This is a genomic window from Streptomyces sp. NPDC015346 (assembly GCF_043078785.1).
In the GTDB taxonomy this organism is placed as follows: Bacteria; Actinomycetota; Actinomycetes; order Streptomycetales; family Streptomycetaceae; genus Streptomyces.
In genome coordinates this window covers 584,098-601,372 of the sequence record NZ_JBIBTW010000002.1, presented here as the reverse complement: position 1 = coordinate 601,372, position 17,275 = coordinate 584,098, and the positions used below count along the sequence as shown (strand labels likewise).

At 71.3% G+C, this 17,275-nt stretch carries 13 protein-coding genes; 5 read left to right on the top strand and 8 right to left on the bottom strand.

Annotation, left to right across the window (positions count from 1 at the left end; translation table 11 throughout):
• The 5 genes from ACF06X_RS08655 to ACF06X_RS08635 all read right to left on the bottom strand — a co-directional run bounded on the left by ACF06X_RS08655 (window position 1) and on the right by ACF06X_RS08635 (window position 7,561).
• Complete coding sequence (locus ACF06X_RS08655) at window positions 1-1,014, bottom strand: HpcH/HpaI aldolase/citrate lyase family protein (protein WP_392286479.1); 1,014 nt, start codon at window positions 1,012-1,014, stop codon at window positions 1-3.
• Window positions 1,011-3,026, bottom strand: a complete 2,016-nt coding sequence (locus ACF06X_RS08650; RefSeq protein ID WP_392286478.1) for a protein meaA — start codon at window positions 3,024-3,026, stop codon at window positions 1,011-1,013. The genes ACF06X_RS08655 and ACF06X_RS08650 overlap by 4 nt, the downstream gene beginning before the upstream one ends.
• 9 nt (window positions 3,027-3,035) lie before the next feature.
• A complete protein-coding gene (gene ccrA, locus ACF06X_RS08645; protein WP_392286477.1) occupies window positions 3,036-4,373 on the bottom strand; it encodes a crotonyl-CoA carboxylase/reductase in 1,338 nt (445 codons plus the stop codon).
• A gap of 418 nt (window positions 4,374-4,791) precedes the next feature.
• A complete protein-coding gene (locus tag ACF06X_RS08640) occupies window positions 4,792-5,658 on the bottom strand; it encodes a TetR family transcriptional regulator (protein ID WP_392286476.1) in 867 nt (288 codons plus the stop codon).
• 121 nt (window positions 5,659-5,779) lie between these two features.
• On the bottom strand, window positions 5,780-7,561 hold the full coding sequence (locus tag ACF06X_RS08635; RefSeq protein ID WP_392286475.1) for a 3-hydroxyacyl-CoA dehydrogenase family protein: 1,782 nt from the start codon (window positions 7,559-7,561) through the stop codon (window positions 5,780-5,782).
• Between the two features lie 289 nt (window positions 7,562-7,850).
• On the opposite strand from ACF06X_RS08635, the gene ACF06X_RS08630 reads away from it, so the two are divergent.
• Window positions 7,851-8,504 (top strand): HEAT repeat domain-containing protein, encoded by a 654-nt coding sequence (locus ACF06X_RS08630; protein WP_392286474.1) that lies wholly within the window; start codon window positions 7,851-7,853, stop codon window positions 8,502-8,504.
• Here ACF06X_RS08630 and ACF06X_RS08625 read toward each other — a convergent pair.
• The 3 genes from ACF06X_RS08625 to ACF06X_RS08615 form a co-directional block, all read right to left on the bottom strand.
• The gene (locus ACF06X_RS08625; protein ID WP_392286473.1) at window positions 8,501-8,932 is read right to left on the bottom strand and encodes a RidA family protein; all 432 of its coding nucleotides are present in this window, start codon (window positions 8,930-8,932) and stop codon (window positions 8,501-8,503) included. The genes ACF06X_RS08630 and ACF06X_RS08625 overlap by 4 nt on opposite strands.
• Window positions 8,933-9,023: 91 nt before the next feature.
• Window positions 9,024-10,607 carry an alpha/beta hydrolase gene (locus tag ACF06X_RS08620; RefSeq protein ID WP_392286472.1) on the bottom strand — a complete coding sequence of 528 codons (1,584 nt, stop codon included), beginning with the start codon at window positions 10,605-10,607 and terminating at the stop codon, window positions 9,024-9,026.
• A 59-nt stretch (window positions 10,608-10,666) separates the two neighbouring features.
• Complete coding sequence (locus tag ACF06X_RS08615; RefSeq protein ID WP_392286895.1) at window positions 10,667-11,695, bottom strand: Rv2578c family radical SAM protein; 1,029 nt, start codon at window positions 11,693-11,695, stop codon at window positions 10,667-10,669.
• A 152-nt stretch (window positions 11,696-11,847) separates the two neighbouring features.
• Between ACF06X_RS08615 and ACF06X_RS08610 the strand changes: the two genes are divergently transcribed.
• The 4 genes from ACF06X_RS08610 (at window position 11,848) to ACF06X_RS08595 (ending at window position 17,273) form a co-directional block, all read left to right on the top strand.
• Window positions 11,848-12,291, top strand: a complete 444-nt coding sequence (locus ACF06X_RS08610) for an SRPBCC family protein (RefSeq protein WP_392286471.1) — start codon at window positions 11,848-11,850, stop codon at window positions 12,289-12,291.
• Window positions 12,292-12,536: 245 nt separating this feature from the next.
• Entirely contained in the window at window positions 12,537-14,957 is a 2,421-nt protein-coding gene (locus ACF06X_RS08605) for an MFS transporter (protein ID WP_392286470.1), read from the top strand.
• 155 nt (window positions 14,958-15,112) lie between these two features.
• Window positions 15,113-15,946: a M55 family metallopeptidase gene (locus ACF06X_RS08600; RefSeq protein ID WP_392286469.1), complete on the top strand. Its 834-nt coding sequence runs from the start codon at window positions 15,113-15,115 to the stop codon at window positions 15,944-15,946.
• On the top strand, window positions 15,939-17,273 hold the full coding sequence (locus ACF06X_RS08595) for a M20/M25/M40 family metallo-hydrolase (protein ID WP_392286468.1): 1,335 nt from the start codon (window positions 15,939-15,941) through the stop codon (window positions 17,271-17,273). The genes ACF06X_RS08600 and ACF06X_RS08595 overlap by 8 nt, the downstream gene beginning before the upstream one ends.
• The last annotated feature ends 2 nt before the right edge of the window (window positions 17,274-17,275 follow it).

The following is a 17,275-nucleotide window of genomic DNA, read 5'->3' as shown; positions in this document are numbered from 1 at the left end:
CTACGCCTCCGGGATCTCGAACTTGCTGGTGCGCTGCATACCGGCGGCGCGGCCCTTGCCGGAGATGACCAGGGCCATCTTGCGGCTGGCCTCGTCGATCATCTCGTCGCCCAGCATCGCCGAGCCCTTCTTGCCGCCGGCCTCGGACGTGTAGTAGTCGTACGCGTCCAGGATCAGCTCGGCGTGGTCGAAGTCCTCCTGCGAGGGCGAGAAGATCTCGTTCGCGGCGGCGACCTGGTCCGGGTGGAGCACCCACTTGCCGTCGAAACCGAGGGCGGCGGCGCGCTGGGCGACCGCCTTGTAGCCCTCGGGGTTGCGGATCTGGAGGTAGGGGCCGTCGATCGCCTGGAGGTTGTTGGCGCGGGCGGCCATCAGGATCTTCATCAGGATGTAGTGGTAGGCGTCGGCGTCGTAGCCGGGCGGCTGCTCACCGACGACCAGGGACTTCATGTTGATGGAGGCCATGAAGTCGGCCGGGCCGAAGATGATCGTCTCGACCCGCGGGGAGGCCGTGGCGATCGCGTTGACGTTGTTGAGGCCCTGCGCGTTCTCGATCTGCGCCTCGATGCCGATCTTGCCGACCTCGAAGCCCATCGTCTTCTCGATCTGCGTCAGCAGGAGGTCGAGCGCCACGATCTGCTGGGCGTCCTGGACCTTCGGCAGCATGATGCAGTCGAGGTTCTGGCCGGCGCCCTCGACGACGGTGACGACGTCACGGTACGTCCAGTGGGTCGTCCAGTCGTTGACCCGCACGACCCGCGTCTTGCCGGTCCAGTCGCCCTCGTTGAGGAACTTCACGATGGTGTGGCGCGCCTCGGGCTTCGCGAGCGGCGCGCAGGCGTCCTCCAGGTCCAGGAAGACTTGGTCGGCGGCGAGCCCCTGGGCCTTCTCCAGGAAGCGCGGGTTCGAGCCGGGGACCGCCAGGCACGAGCGACGCGGGCGGAGACGGTCGAAAGGGGCTGCGGCGGAGCCGCTTCCGGCAAGGGCGGTGGTGGGCGACGGGTGGGCGGTCATGCGGGGACCTCCAGAGGGTCGAGCTTGTTCGCTTTCCGGATCTCGTCGACGATACGGCCGATGATCTCGGTGATACCGAAGTCCTTCGGTGTGAAGACGGCGGCGACACCCGCCCGCTTCAGATCTGCGGCGTCGGCGTTCGGGATGATCCCGCCGACGATGACCGGGATGTCCTCGGCGCCCGCCTCGCGGAGCCGGTCGAGGACGTCCGGGACCAGCTCGGCGTGCGAGCCGGAGAGGATCGACAGACCCACGCAGTGCACGTCCTCCGCGAGGGCCGCGTTGACGATCTGCTCGGGCGTCAGCCGGATCCCCTGGTAGACCACCTCGAAACCGGCGTCACGCGCGCGTACCGCGATCTGCTCGGCCCCGTTGGAGTGCCCGTCCAGGCCCGGCTTGCCGACCAGGAGCCGCAGCCGGCCGGAGCCGAGCTCGTCGGCGGTCCGCGTCACCTTCTGCCGTACGAGAGCCAGCGGCGTGCCCTCCTCGGCGGTCACGGCCACCGGCGCCGAGGAGACGCCGGTCGGGGCGCGGAACTCGCCGAAGACGTCCCGCAGCGCCCAGGACCACTCGCCGGTGGTGACACCGGCCCGCGCGCACTCCAGGGTGGCGGCGAAGAGGTTGCCCTCTCCGGCCGCCGTCGCCTTCAGCGCGGCCAGCGCCTCCTGGGCGCGGTTCTCGTCGCGGTTGTCGCGCCACTCGTGAAGCTTGGCGACGACCTTGGCCTCGTTGGCCGGGTCGACCGTCATGATCGCCGTGTCGAGGTCCGCGGTGAGCGGGTTCTCCTCGGTCGTCTCGTAGATGTTGACGCCGACGATCTTCTCGTCGCCGGCCTCGATCCGGGCGCGCCGTTCGGCGTGCGAGGAGACGAGCTGCGACTTGAGGTAGCCGGACTCGACGGCGGCCATGGCGCCGCCCATCTCCTGGATCCGGTCGATCTCGGCCAGGCACTCCTCGACGAGCGAGTCGACCTTGGCCTCGATGACGTGCGAGCCGGCGAAGATGTCCTCGTACTCCAGCAGGTCCGACTCGTGCGCCAGGACCTGCTGGATACGGAGCGACCACTGCTGGTCCCACGGGCGGGGCAGACCGAGCGCCTCGTTCCACGCGGGCAGCTGGACGGCACGCGCGCGTGCGTCCTTGGAGAGCGTCACGGCCAGCATCTCGAGCACGATCCGCTGGACGTTGTTCTCCGGCTGGGCCTCGGTCAGACCGAGCGAGTTGACCTGGACGCCGTAGCGGAACCGGCGCTGCTTGGCGTCCTCGATGCCGTACCGCTCGCGGGTGACCTTGTCCCAGATGCGGCCGAAGGCGCGCATCTTGCACATCTCCTCGATGAAGCGGACGCCCGCGTTCACGAAGAAGGAGATCCGGGCGACGACCTCGCCGAACCGGTCCGCCGGGACCTGCCCGGAGTCGCGGACCGCGTCCAGCACGGCGATCGCGGTGGACATCGCGTACGAGATCTCCTGGACCGGAGTGGCCCCCGCCTCCTGCAGGTGGTAGCTGCAGATGTTGATCGGGTTCCACTTCGGGATGTGGTTCACCGTGTAGGTGATCATGTCCGTCGTCAGCCGCAGCGACGGGCCGGGCGGGAAGACGTGCGTCCCGCGCGACAGGTACTCCTTCACGATGTCGTTCTGCGTGGTGCCCTGGAGCTTGGTGACGTCCGCACCCTGCTCCTCGGCCACCACCTGGTAGAGCGCCAGGAGCCACATCGCCGTGGCGTTGATGGTCATCGAGGTGTTCATCTGCTCCAGGGGGATGTCCTGGAACAGCCGGCGCATGTCACCGAGGTGCGAGACCGGGACCCCGACCCGGCCGACCTCGCCGCGGGCGAGGATGTGGTCGGGGTCGTAGCCGGTCTGCGTCGGCAGGTCGAACGCGACCGAGAGGCCGGTCTGCCCCTTGGCGAGGTTGCGCCGGTACAGCTCGTTGGACGCCTCGGCGGTCGAGTGACCGGCGTACGTCCGCATGAGCCACGGACGGTCCTTCTTCTGGCGCTCGGTCATGTCTGGGCCTCAGATGTTCCGGAAGCGGTTGATGGCGTCGATGTGCTTCGCGCGCATTTCCTCGTCGCGCACGCCCAGACCCTCCTGGGGCGCGAGCGCGAGGACACCCACCTTGCCCTGGTGGAGGTTGCGGTGGACGTCGTAGGCGGCCTGCCCGGTGTCCTCCAGGGAGTACACCCTGGAGAGCGTCGGGTGGATCTTTCCCTTGGCGATCAGGCGGTTGGCCTCCCACGCCTCGCGGTAGTTCGCGAAGTGCGAGCCGATGATCCGCTTCAGCGACATCCACAGGTAGCGGTTGTCGTACTCGTGCATGTAGCCCGAGGTCGAGGCGCAGGTGGTGATCGTGCCGCCCTTGCGGGTGACGTACACGGAGGCGCCGAAGGTCTCGCGGCCCGGGTGCTCGAAGACGATGTCGATGTCCTCGCCGCCGGTGAGCTCGCGGATGCGCTTGCCGAAGCGCTTCCACTCCTTCGGGTCCTGGGTGTGCTCGTCCTTCCAGAACTTGTAGCCCTCGGCGTTGCGGTCGATGATCGCCTCGGCGCCCATCGAGCGGCAGATGTCGGCCTTCTGGTCGCTGGAGACGACACAGATCGGGTTGGCGCCGCCGGCCAGCGCGAACTGGGTGGCGTACGAACCGAGTCCGCCGCTCGCGCCCCAGATCAGGACGTTGTCGCCCTGCTTCATGCCGGCGCCGTTGCGGGAGACGAGCTGGCGGTACGCGGTGGAGTTGACCAGGCCGGGCGAGGCCGCCTCCTCCCAGCTGAGGTGGTCCGGCTTCGGCATCAGCTGGTTGGACTTCACGAGCGCGATCTCGGCCAGGCCGCCGAAGTTGGTCTCGAAGCCCCAGATGCGCTGCTCGGGGTCGAGCATCGTGTCGTTGTGGCCGTCCGAGGACTCCAGCTCGACCGAGAGGCAGTGCGCGACGACCTCGTCGCCGGGCTTCCACGAGTTCACGCCGGGGCCGGTGCGCAGGACGACGCCCGCGAGGTCGGAGCCGATGATGTGGTACGGCAGGTCGTGGCGCTTGCTGAGGTCGCTGAGGCGGCCGTAGCGCTCCAGGAAGCCGAAGGTCGACACCGGCTCGAAGATCGAGGTCCAGACCGAGTTGTAGTTCACGGAGCTGGCCATGACGGCGACCAGGGCCTCGCCCGGGCCGAGCTCGGGGAGCGGCACGTCGTCGAGGTGGAGCGACTTGCGCGGGTCCTTCTCGCGGCTGGGGAGACCGTCGAACATCTCGGTCTCGTCCTTGTGGACGGTCACCGCGCGGTACGACTCGGGGAGCTTGATGTTGGCGAAGTCTGCGGAGGTGGACTCCGACGACTGGATCGCGTCCAGGATTTCCTTCACGGGATTGCCTCCGGCGGTGCGTGTCTGAGGGGGGCGATGAGGGAGCCCCCCGCGGGGACGGGGTGGTGTGGTGCTGTGGAGGTGTGCCGTCGGTTCGGCGGGTGGTGCGGTCGGCCGCGCCGGGTGGGCGCTGAAGTTTGCCTGTGACGCAGGCGTCCGGGCGCACAATCACGATCGCTTGTGGGGACAGCCGGCGCACGAGGAGACCTCTGCGCGCCGGCCGCCCGGACAACATCAACGTATGGCACCGCGTGTCACCTGACAAGGCACTGCGTGCCAACAATTTCACTCAGATGCAATCCACCGGTCACACATGAGCGATGATCGATCGAAGCCCGGTGCGCGTAAGGGTCGAAGGCGGGGTGAAAACGACGAAAGCCGCCCCGTCGGGGCGGCTCTCCTCATGGAAGTCTGCTGGTCAGTCGCGTGCGAGTGCCTGCTGGATGGTCCGCATGACCTCGTCCAGCGGCGCGTCCGTACGCGCCACGGCGACGAGCACGCCTCCCTCGGCGGAGGCGGTGGCCGCCGGGCCCTCGGCGGCCTCCGGCCGCGTGGCCGACGAGGAGGACGTCTGCTGGGCGGCCTGCGGCGCCTGCGAGGCCGGGCGGGCGCCTATCCCCGAGCCGAACGTCTCCCGCACGATCGCGAAGGCGTGGTCCAGCTGCGCCTCCACATCGCCCTGGCCGCCCGCCCGCAGCCAGCGCCGCAGCACGTGGTTGTGGGCTGTGACGACCGCCGAGGCGGCCACCTCGGCGAGGAGCGGGTCGTCGTTGCCGTCGTGGTGGTCGCGCTCGTCGAAGTGGCCGAGGAGATAGCGAGTGAACAGCCGCTCGTAGCGGGCCACCGAGGCGATCTCACGCTCCCGCAGGGTCGGCACCTCGCGGGTCAGCCGGTAGCGCTCCACGGAGACCGCCGGCGAACCGGCGTACATCTTCATGACTTCCTTGATGCCCCGGCACACCGTGTCCAGCGGGTGCTCGTGCGGCGGCGCGGCATTCAGTACCGCCTCCGCCCGTACCAGGGTGTCGTCGTGGTCCGGGAAGATCGCCTCTTCCTTGGAGCGGAAGTGGCGGAAGAAGGTCCGCCGGGCGACCCCCGCCGCCGCGGCGATCTCGTCGACGGTGGTGGCTTCGTACCCCTTGGTCGCGAAGAGCTCCATGGCCGCGGCGGCCAGCTCGCGGCGCATCTTCAGACGCTGGGCGGCCGCGCGGGTGCCGGCCGCGCTCTCCGGGGTGTCGGAGGCGGACGTGGACGTGGCACGGGGTGACTTAGCGGCCTTGGACATGTCCTGAACGTACTGCATCGGTGCGGGAGTGTGCCCAGGTGGGGGAGGGTCGCCCGGTGCCTGACCCGGGATGCCGGAGGCGCTCCCGGGGCTCAGCAACCCTCCCCAGCCCGCGGCGGGCTCAGCGTCGGGCATATTCGCGGAAGCCGCGCCCCGTCTTGCGGCCCAGGCAGCCGGCCGCCACCAGGTGCTCCAGGAGCGGCGCCGGGGCCAGGCCCGGGTCGCGGAACTCGCTGTGCAGAACCTTCTCGATGGCGAGCGAGACGTCGAGGCCGACGACGTCGAGGAGCTCGAACGGGCCCATCGGGTAACCGCCGCCCAGCTTCATGGCGGCGTCGATGTCGTCCAGCGTGGCGTAGTGCTCCTGGACCATCTTGATCGCGTTGTTCAGGTACGGGAAGAGCAGCGCGTTCACGATGAAGCCGGCCCGGTCGCCGCAGTCCACCGGGTGCTTCCTGATCTTCGCGGTGACCTCGCGGACGGTGGCGTGGACGTCGTCGGCGGTCAGGACCGTACGGACGATCTCGACCAGCTTCATCGCCGGGGCCGGGTTGAAGAAGTGCATGCCGATCACGTCCTGCGGGCGCGAGGTGGCGCGCGCGACGGCGACGACCGGCAGCGAGGAGGTCGTGGTGGCGAGCACCGCGCCCGGCTTGCAGACCTTGTCGAGCGTGGCGAAGAGCTGCCGCTTGATCTCCAGGTCCTCGGCCACGGCCTCCAGGGCGAGGTCGACCTCGGCGAACGCGTCGAGCGCACCGGCCGGGGTGATCCGGGCCAGCGTCTCCTCACGGGCCTCGGCGGTCATCCGGCCCTTGTCGACCGAACGGGTGAGCGACTTCGCGATCCGGGCCTTGGCGGTGTCGGCCTTCTCCTGCGAACGGGCCGCGAGCACGACGTCGTAACCGGCCTTGGCGAAGACCTCCGCGATGCCCGAGGCCATGGTGCCCGAGCCGGCGACACCGACCGAGCGGACCTCGCGGCCCGGGGCGGTGCCGGCGCTCTCCAGCGGGGTGAGCGCGTCGCGGACCACGGTCGCGGAGCCCGGCGCCTCGTAGGAGTAGAAACCGCGGCCCGACTTGCGCCCGGTGAGACCGGCCTCGCTGAGCTGCTTGAGGATGGGCGCGGGGGCGTGCAGCCGGTCGCGCGACTCGCTGTACATCGCCTCCAGGACGGTACGGGCGGTGTCGATGCCGATCAGGTCGAGCAGCGCCAGCGGGCCCATCGGCAGACCGCAGCCCAGCTTCATGGCGGCGTCGATGTCCTCGCGGGAGGCGTACTTGGCCTCGTACATGGCGGCGGCCTGGTTGAGGTAGCCGAAGAGCAGGCCGTCGGCGACGAAGCCGGGGCGGTCGCCGACCGCGACGGGCTCCTTGCCGAGGTCGTGCACGAGGTCGGTGACGGCCGCGACGGCCTGCGGCGCGGTCAGGACCGAGGAGACGATCTCCACCAGCTTCATCGCCTGGACCGGGGTGAAGAAGTGCAGGCCGAGGACGCGCTCGGGGTGGGCCGAGTCGGCGGCCAGCCGGGTGACGGAGAGCGCGTTGGTGCCGGTGGCGATGATCGCCTCGGGCCGGACGACGGCGTCCAGGGCCCGGAAGACCTCCTGCTTGGCCTCGTACGACTCGGGCACGACCTCGATCACGAGGTCGGCGTCCGCGGCCGCCTGAAGGTCGGAGAAGGTGCGGAAGCGGGCGAGAACGTCCTGCCGCTCCTCCTCGGTGATCCGCTCACGGGCCACCGCACGGGCGGTGGAGGCCTCCAGCGCGGCGACCGCGCGGGTGGCGGCGGCCTCGCTGATGTCGATGCCGATGACCTCACGGCCGGACCGGGCGAGGACGTCGGCGATGCCCGCGCCCATGGTGCCGAGACCGACGACGGCGATGGTGGAGAGAGGGGTGTCCATCAGGGGACTCCAGGGAGGAAGAGTGACGACTGAAGGCGGCGATACGGGCGCGATGAGGGATCGCCCGCGGGCGCGAGAAACGCGCGGGAAAAGGTGCGACGGGCTCTGTCCCGGAGCCACGTCGAAAACTGCCGAACCGACAAACTCGGTCTCCCGACAACTGCGTCACCTGGTTGTCGAGAGGATGCGGGGGGTGACCCGCTCACCTGAGATTAACCGGCGGGTAACGAGCGCGCCAGTCCCGGGGAGTTCGGAAAATGTGATCTGGATCGCGGATACGCTGACCGCCATGGATATCGCTCAGAACCCGGAATTCTGCTCGATGATCGATCGATTGCGGGACGAGATCCAAAACGGCCCGGAAGCCGATCGGAAATCCATCGGGGAACTCGAAGAACTCCTCGCCGCCGACGCCCACGACGAGTTCGTCCGCGTTCTGACCGCCCCCGGGCAGCCTCTCTGGGCGCGCGAGATCGCCGCCTTCCGGCTCGGTCTCGCCGGCGACCCCCGCGCCTTCGAGGCCCTGGTCCTGCTCCTCAACCACCGCGACCCGGAGCGCTGCGTCACCGCCGCCTACGCGCTCCTGCGGCTCGGCGACCCCCGGACCGCGCGGGCCGCCGCCGCGCTCGCCACCAACGAACTGCGCGTCGGATACGCCCTGTTGCCCGTCCGGCTCCTCGCCGACCTGCGCGCGCCCGAGTCCGTGCCCGCGCTGATCACCGTCCTCGAACGGCGCCTCGCGGCCACCGACCCGCACTGGCGGGTCGGCCTGGCCTGCGTGGAGGGCCTCGGCGCACTCGGCGACCCGCGGGCCCGCCCGGCGCTGGAGGCCGCCCTGCCCCACCCCCGCCTCGGCGAGGCGGCGGCCCAGGCCCTCGCCCGGCTCCGGGCTTCGGACGCGAATGCGGACGTGGACGTGGAGCCGAACGCGGACGCGGTCTAGGAGCCGTCCGGGGACGCGGTCTGGGAGCCGTCCGGGACGAGGGCGTACGCCTCGATCTCGATCAGCAGCTCCGGGCGGACGAGGGCGGAGACCTGGACGGCCGAGCTCGCCGGGAGCGGAGCCGCGCCGAAGGCCTCGTCCCGCGCCTCCCGCACCGCCGGGAGGTGCGCCACATCGGTGACGAAGTACGTCAGCTTCACCACGTCCCCGAAACCGGCGCCCGCCGCGGCGAGGCAGCGGCGCAGGTTCCAGAAGATCTGCCGGGCCTGCCTCCCCGGGTCGCCCTCACCCACGACCGCGCCCGAGGCGTCGAGGGAGCACTGACCGGATATCGCGACGAACCGGCCCGTGCCCCAGACGACATGGCTGTACTGGGGGCTCGGGGCGACCCCGTCGGGTGCGGACAGGTGGGTGAGATGCGTACTCATGCCCGACATCCTCCCGTACGCCACTGACAACGCGGCCGGCGCCCGCCCCCCTCGGCCGCCGGCCGCCCCCCTCGGCCCGGTTCCGCCTTCCTCAGCCGCCGTGGCCGAGCAGGCCGTGCAGCACCGCCGCGCCGGTGCGGGCCTTCACGGGCCTCACCGGCTCCGGCTCCGGCTCCGGGCGCGCCGCGCAGACCGCGTCCGCCTCCGAGGTGCCGTCACCGCGCGGCACGACCCCCGTGTCGAGGTACGCCGTCAGGTGCTCGTCCAGGCAGTCGTTGCCGCTCAGCGTCACGCCGTGGTTGCCGCCGCCCTCCTCCACCACGAGGCTGGAGCCGCGCACCATCCGGTGCAGCGCCACGCCTCCTTCGTACGGGGTCGCGGCGTCGTCCGTCGCCTGGACGATGAGGACCGGTGGCACGTCGTCGTTGGTGACGTCGGGCGGGGTGAGCGAGTCCACCGGCCAGAACGCGCACGGAGCGTTGTACCAGGCGTTGTTCCAGGTGGAGAAGGGCGCCTTGGCGTGCACGTCCCAGTTGTCCTTGCGCCAGACGTTCCAGTCCCGGGGCCACTTCGCGTCCCGGCACTGCACGCTCGTGTAGACCGAGTAGCTGTTGTCCGCGACCGCGTCGACCGCCGCGTGCTGCTCGTACGCCTTCGTCAGCGGCTTCGGGTCCTTGTCGTTGACGTACGCCGCGAACGCCGCGGCCAGCTTCGGCCAGTACCCGTCGTAGTACCCGCCCGGCAGGAAGGTGTCCTCCAGCTCGCCGGGGCCCACCTTCCCGCCGGCCGGGCTCTCGCGCACCGCGTCCCGCATCCGGTACCAGGCGGCCTCGACCGCGGCCGGGTCCGTGCCCAGCCGGTACGTGGCGTCCTGGCGGGCCACCCACGCCATGAAGTCCTTGTGGCGGGTGTCGAAGGCGTAGTCCTGCGCGATGTTGTCCTCGTACCAGACGCCCTGCGGATTGACCACGGAGTCGAGGGCGAACCGGCCCACCCGCTGCGGGTACAGCCGGGCGTACACGGCGCCGAGATAGGTGCCGTAGGAGTACCCCAGGTAGTTCAGCCGGGGCGCGCCGAGCGCCGCGCGGATCGCGTCCATGTCGCGGGCCGCGCTGACCGTGTCGATGTACGGCAGCACGTCGCCGTGCTTCTTCCCGCACGCCTCCGCGAAGGCCCGCGCCCGCTCGACCCCCCGGCGCTCGCCCTCCGCGCCGCTCGGCACCGAGTCGGGCCGCACCGGGTCGAAGTGGCCGGGCCTGCAGTCGAGGGCGGGCTCGCTCCTGCCGACGCCGCGCGGGTCGAAGCCGATCACGTCGTACCGAGCCGCCACCTTCGCGGGCAGCGCGGCGGCCACGAACCCGGCCATCGTCCGCCCGCTGCCGCCCGGCCCACCCGGGTTGACCAGCAGCGGCCCCTGGGACTCCTTCGCCGTGTGGGCGACCCGGGTCAGCGCGAGCGTGATCGACCGGCCGGCCGGATCGTCGTGGTTCAGCGGCACCTTGAGCGTGGCGCACTGGAGCTTCGGATACGCAGGTGTGGCGCAGCCCGTCCAGGTCAGCGGGGTGATCGGGCGGGCGGTCGGTTCGGGGCGGGGCTCGGCGGACGCGGGCAGGACGGTGACCGTCCCGGCGATCAGGGCCCCAGTGGCGATCAGCATTCCGGCGCGTGGGTTCATAGGGCCTCCGTGCCCGGAACACCCTGCGGAGGGACGCGTTCCGCCGAGAGCTCACCCGATCAGAGGAGGGTGAGCTGGGTCGGCTCGGGCCGCGTGGGCTCTTCCGCCACGGGTGTCCGGCGCGCCGTCTCCCGCCGTCCGGGCCCGATCCCGAACTCGGCCGCCAGCTCGTGCACCTGACGGGTGATCCGGCGCTGGTACCAGGTCGGCGCGTACGCCCCGTCCCCGTACATCCGCTCGTACCGCCCCACCAGACGCGGGTGGTGCCGCCCCAGCCACGCCATGAACCACTCCCGCGCGCCGGGCCGCAGATGCAGGACGAGCGGGGTCACGGAGGTCGCTCCCGCCTCGGCGATGGCGCGGACCGTCTCGCGCAGCTGCTCGGGCCGGTCGCCGAGGAAGGGGACGACCGGGGCCATGAGCACCCCGCACCCGATGCCGTGCTCGCCGAACGTCCTGACGACGTCCAGACGGCGCTGCGGGGAGGGTGTGCCCGGCTCGACCGTGCGCCACAGCTCCTGGTCGGTGAAACCGACGGAGACGGAGATGCCGACCTCGGTGACCTCGGCCGCCCGCACCAGCGGGTCCAGGTCCCGGAGGATCAGGGTGCCCTTGGTGAGGATGGAGAAGGGGTTGGCGTGGTCGCTCAGCGCGGAGATGATCCCCGGCATCAGGCGGTAGCGGCCCTCGGCGCGCTGGTAGCAGTCGACGTTGGTCCCCATGGCGATGTGCGCGCCCTGCCAGCGGCGGGAGGCGAGGTGCCGGCGCAGCAGCTCCGGGGCGTTGATCTTCACGACGATCTGGGAGTCGAAGCCGAGGCCGGTGTCGAGGTCCAGATAGCTGTGGGTCTTGCGGGCGAAGCAGTAGACGCACGCGTGCGTGCAGCCGCGGTACGGATTGACCGTCCACTCGAACGGCATGCGGGAGGCGCCCGGCACCCGGTTCACGATCGAGCGCGCCCGCACCTCGTGGAAGGTGATCCCGCGGAACTCCGGGGTGTCGAAGGTGCGGGTGGTGACCGCGTCCGTACCGAAGAGGGCGATGTCGGCGGGGGCGGCGGGGTCGTCGCCCAGATTGTCCCAGCGCATGGACGCCTCCTCGGTGGTCGCGGTGGCCTGAGCCCTGTTCCACAGAATAGAACACATGTTCCCTTGATCGCCCCGACCCCGGATTTGGGAGGGCCGGGCCCAGGTGGTTGGCTGGTCCCACACCCCCGAGGAACCAAGCTGGAGGAAGTGCCATGGCGCAGGTCGAGGCCACGACGGAGCGGATCATCGCGGCGGACGCGGAGACGGTGTTCGACGCTCTGGCCGACTACAGCGGCACCCGCGCGAAGGTGCTGCCGGAGCACTTCAGCGAGTACGAGGTGCGCGAGGGCGGCGACGGCGAGGGCACCCTCGTCCACTGGAAGCTCCAGGCCACCAGCAAGCGCGTCCGCGACTGCCTCCTGGAGGTCACCGAGCCCACCGACGGCCGGCTCGTCGAGAAGGACCGCAACTCCTCCATGGTCACCACGTGGACCGTCACGCCCGCCGGCGAGGGGAAGTCCAAGGCGGTCGTCAGCACCGTCTGGAACGGCGCCGGCGGCATCGGCGGCTTCTTCGAGAAGACCTTCGCGCCCAAGGGGCTCGGCCGCATCTACGACGCCCTCCTCGCCAACCTGGCCGCCGAGGTCGAGAAGTAACCTCCCCGGTCGACACCGCTCACCGATTCGAGTGGTTTCCCCGCGTCCCCCGCGAGAGCGCCCCGCGCGCCGAGGGGGCGCGGGAGCTCTCGTAAACGCGCTGATGAGCGCCCCAAGTGCCACCTGGTGCAGGGGCGTTCGCGCCCCGGCGCGCCACCGGCGGTCCGCACCGCCCGACTTGCTCCCGCTTCGCGCCCGATGCGAAGAATGGCGCGGCGCCGACGCCGTGACGAGGGGAGCAGCACGTGGGTGCGATCACGCCGGCCAAGGAGGACGTGCCGCTCGCCGCGGGCGACCGGCCCTCCGGCCACGAACCGCCCTCCGGCCACGAACCGCCGCCCGGCCACGAACCGGCTCTGGACCCCCGCCGGGTCCGGCTCGTCTTCTGCGGTCTCATGCTGGCGCTGCTGCTCGCCGCGCTCGAGCAGATGATCGTCGCCACCGCCCTGCCGAAGATCGTCGGTGAACTCCAGGGCCTGGACCGGATGTCCTGGGCGATCACCGCCTATCTCCTCACGGCCACCATCGGCCTGCCGATCTACGGAAAGCTCGGCGACCTCTTCGGCCGCAAGGGCGTCTTCCTCTTCGCCATCGTCGTCTTCGTCATCGGCTCGGGCCTGGCCGGCTGGTCCCGCACCATGGACGAACTCATCGCCTTCCGCGCCGTCCAGGGCGTCGGCGCCGGTGGCCTGATGATCGGCGTCCAGGCGATCATCGCCGACATCGTCCGGGCCAGGGAGCGCGCCCGCTACATGGGCCTCATCGGCGCCGCCTTCGGCCTCGCCTCCGTCGCAGGCCCCCTGCTGGGCGGCTTCTTCACCGACCACCTCTCCTGGCGCTGGTGCTTCTACTTCAACGTCCCCTTCGGACTCGTCACCCTCGCCGTCGTCGCCGTCGTGCTCAAGCTCCCCAAGCCACGGACCCGCGCCCGGCTCGACGTCCTCGGCGCCCTCCTGCTCGCCGCCGCCTCCACCTGCCTGGTCCTGCTCACCAGTTGGGGCGGCACCCAGTACGCCTGGGACTCACGGGTCGTCATCGCGCTCGGCTGCGGAGCCGCCGCGACGACCGTCCTCTTCCTCGTCGTCGAGCACTTCGCCCCCGAACCCCTCATCCCGCTGCGGCTGTTCCGCGACTCCGTGTTCACCGTCACGAGCCTCGTCGGCGCGGTCGTCGGCATCGCCCTCTTCGGCGCCGCCAGCTATCTGCCGACCTTCCTGCAGATGGTGGAGGGCGCCACCGCCACCGAGTCCGGCCTCCTCATGCTCCCGCTCATGGGCGGGATCGTCGGCGCCTCGGTCGTCTCCGGCCACCTCATCACCCGTACCGGCCACTACCGCCTCTATCCGGTGCTCGGCGGCGCGATCTCCGTCGTCGGCATGTGGCTGCTCTCGCGGATGGAGACCGACACCCCCCGCCTGCACCACAGCGTCTGGCAGGCCGTCCTCGGCGTCGGCATCGGCCTCGTCATGCCCGTCCTCGTCCTCACCGTGCAGAACTCCGTACGCCCCAGCGACCTCGGCACCGCCACCAGCGCCCACAACTACTTCCGGCAGATCGGCGGCAGCGTCGGCGCCGCCGTCTTCGGCACCCTCTTCGCCGCGCGCCTCGACGACGCGCTCGCCGACCTGCTCCCGCGTACGGCGGGAACGGCGCTGCCCGCCGCCGAATCGATCACCCCCCAGGCGGTCCACGCCCTTCCGCCGGCCCTGCGCGACGCCTACATCCAGGCGTACGCGGACGCGATGCCGCGCATCTTCCTCTACCTCGTGCCGGTCCTCGTGCTCGGCCTCGTCCTCGCCTTCTTCCTCAAGGAGAAACCGCTGGTGTCCCACCACACCCCCACCACCGAGGCCCCCACCGCCGTCCCGCGCGCCCGCGCCGCCGCCCCCGCACCGGCCGGCCACACCGCGGGCCTCCCGGTCTGCGGGACCGTCCAGCACCACGACGGCACCCGCGTCCCGCGCGCGGCCCTCACCCTCATCGACGTCCAGGGGCGGCAGATCGGCCGCGGCGGCAGCGGCGAGGACGGCCGCTACGCGCTCAGCGTCCCGGGCCCCGGCTCGTACGTCCTGATCGCGGCGGCCGGCGGACACCAGCCCCAGGCGGTCTCCGTCACCGTCGGCGAACGGCCGGTCGAGCTCGACGTGGTGCTCGGCGGCGCCGGCCGGCTCGCCGGAACGGTCCTCACCGCCGACGGCACACCCGTACGGGACGCGGCGGTCACCCTCACCGACGTCCGCGGCGACGTCGTCGCCTCCACCCGCAGCGGCCGCGAAGGCGGCTACGTCATCACGGAGCTGGTGGCCGGCGAGTACACCCTGGCCGCCAGCGCCCCCGCCTTCCGGCCCGCCGCCCTCCCGGTGAGCGTGCAGTCCTCCCGCGAGACCCGCCAGGACATCGAACTCGCGGGCGGCGCCGTCCTGCGCGGAACGGTCCGCGCAGGCGGCGGCCGCCCGGTCGAGGACGCCCGGGTCACCCTCCTCGACGCGGCGGGCAACGTCGTCGACACCCTCACGACAGGACCCGACGGCACCTTCCGCTTCGTGGACCTGTCCTCGGGCGAGTACACGGTCATCGCGGCCGGCTACCCCCCGGTCGCCACCGTCCTCCACCTCGCGGGCGGCGGCCGCACCGAACGCGACCTGCAGCTCGGCCACGAGGACTGAGGCGCGCGGGCGATCGGTGGACACATCCTCGCCGCGTCCCGGCGAGACGTGTCCACCGGTGACAAGGGGCGGCCCATGAGCAAGGATGCTCTCGCCGGTGTCTTCGAGTGGCTCCGCCGAGAAGGACCGGCAGACCTCGGGGAACTGGGAGAGCCGTGAAGATCCTGATCAGCGCCGACATGGAAGGCGCCACCGGCGTCACCTGGCCCGCCGACGTGTTGCCCGGGACTCCGCAGTGGGAGCGGTGCCGGGCCCTGTTCACCTCGGACGTGAACGCGGCCGTCCTCGGGTTCTTCGACGGCGGCGCCGACGAGGTGCTGATCAACGAGGCGCACTGGACCATGCGGAACCTGCTGCTCGAACAGCTCGACGAGCGGGCCGAGATGCTGACCGGGCGCCACAAGTCGCTCTCCATGGTCGAGGGCGTCCAGCACGGTGACGTCGACGGCATCGCCTTCGTCGGCTACCACACCGGCGCCGGGGCCGAGGGGGTGCTCGCGCACACCTACCTCGCCAACTCCATCACCGGCGTCTGGCTCAACGGCGAGCGGGCGAGCGAGGGGCTGCTCAACGCCCATGTGGTCGCGGAGTACGGCGTGCCGGTGGTGCTGGTCACCGGGGACGACCTCACCTGCGAGGACGCCCTCGGGTACGCCCCCGAGGCGCCCAAGGTCGCCGTGAAGGACCACGTCTCGCGGTACGCGGCGGTCTGCCGCACCCCGCGTCGTACGGCATCCGAGATCCGGGCCGCGGCCAAGGCGGCGGCGGCCCTCGCCGTACGGCACGAGCCGGTGCGGGGCGGACCGTTCACCGTGGAGCTGGAGTTCGACGCCGAGCACCTGGCGGCCGCCGCGACGGTGGTTCCCGGCGTGGCGCGTAGCGGTGAACGCCGGGTCGCGTACACCAGCGAGACGATGTACGAGGGTATTCGCACGTTCAAGGCGGTCACCACGATCGTCTCCGCAGCGGTGGAGGAACAGTATGGCTGAGCCGGTCCACGGCCCGGACGCCACGGCGCTCGACGAGGTGGTGGCCTTCACCTCCGAGCTGATCCGGATCGACACCACCAACAAGGGCGGCGGGGACTGCTTCGAACGCCCCGCGGCCGAGTACGTCGCCGAACGCCTCGCCGCCGCCGGGCTCGAACCGACCCTGCTGGAGCGGACCCGCGGCCGCACCAACGTGGTGGCCCGCATCGCGGGCACCGACCCCACCGCCGACGCCCTCCTCGTCCACGGCCATCTGGACGTCGTCCCGGCCGAGCCCGCCGACTGGGCCGTCCACCCCTTCTCCGGCGAGGTCCGCGACGGAGTCGTCTGGGGACGCGGCGCCGTCGACATGAAGAACATGGACGCGATGGTGCTCGCCGTCGTCCGCTCCTGGGCCCGCCAGGGCGTCCGGCCGCGCCGGGACATCGTCCTCGCCTACACCGCCGACGAGGAGGCCAGCGCCGAGGACGGTTCCGGCTTCCTCGCCGACCAGCACCCGGCCCTCTTCGAGGGCTGCACCGAAGGCATCAGCGAATCGGGCGCGTTCAGCTTCCACCCGCACCCGGGCATGACCCTCTACCCGATCGCCGCCGGCGAGCGCGGCACCGCCTGGGTCAAGCTCACCGCCCACGGCAGGGCGGGCCACGGCTCCAAGGTGAACACGGCCAACGCCGTCACCCGGCTCGCCGCCGCGGTCGCCCGCATCGGCGCCCACCCCTGGCCGGTCCGCCTCACCCCGACCGTACGGGCCGCGCTCACCGAACTCGCCGCGCTGTACGGCATCGAGACCGATGTGACGGCGGACGGCTTCGACGTCGACGTCCTCCTGGAGAAGCTCGGCCCGGCCGCCGCCCTGGTCGAACCGACCGTACGCAACAGCTCCAACCCGACCATGCTGGACGCCGGTTACAAGGTCAACGTCATCCCGGGCCAGGCCGTCGCGTACGTCGACGGCCGCATGCTGCCGGGCGGCGAGGAGGAGTTCGCCGAGACGATGGACCGGCTCACCGGACCGGACGTGGAGTGGGAGTTCCACCACCGCGAGGTCCCGCTGGAGGCCCCCGTCGACTCGCCGACCTTCGCCCGACTGCGCGCCGCCGTCGAGCACTTCGACCCCGAAGGACACGTCGTGCCCTTCACCATGTCGGGCGGCACCGACGCCAAGCAGTTCTCCCGGCTCGGCATCACCGGCTACGGCTTCTCCCCGCTGAAGCTGCCCCCGGACCTGGACTACGGAGCGCTGTTCCACGGCGTCGACGAGCGCGTCCCCGTCGACGCCCTGCACTTCGGCGTCCGCGTGCTCGACCACTATCTGCGGTCCGCGTAAAG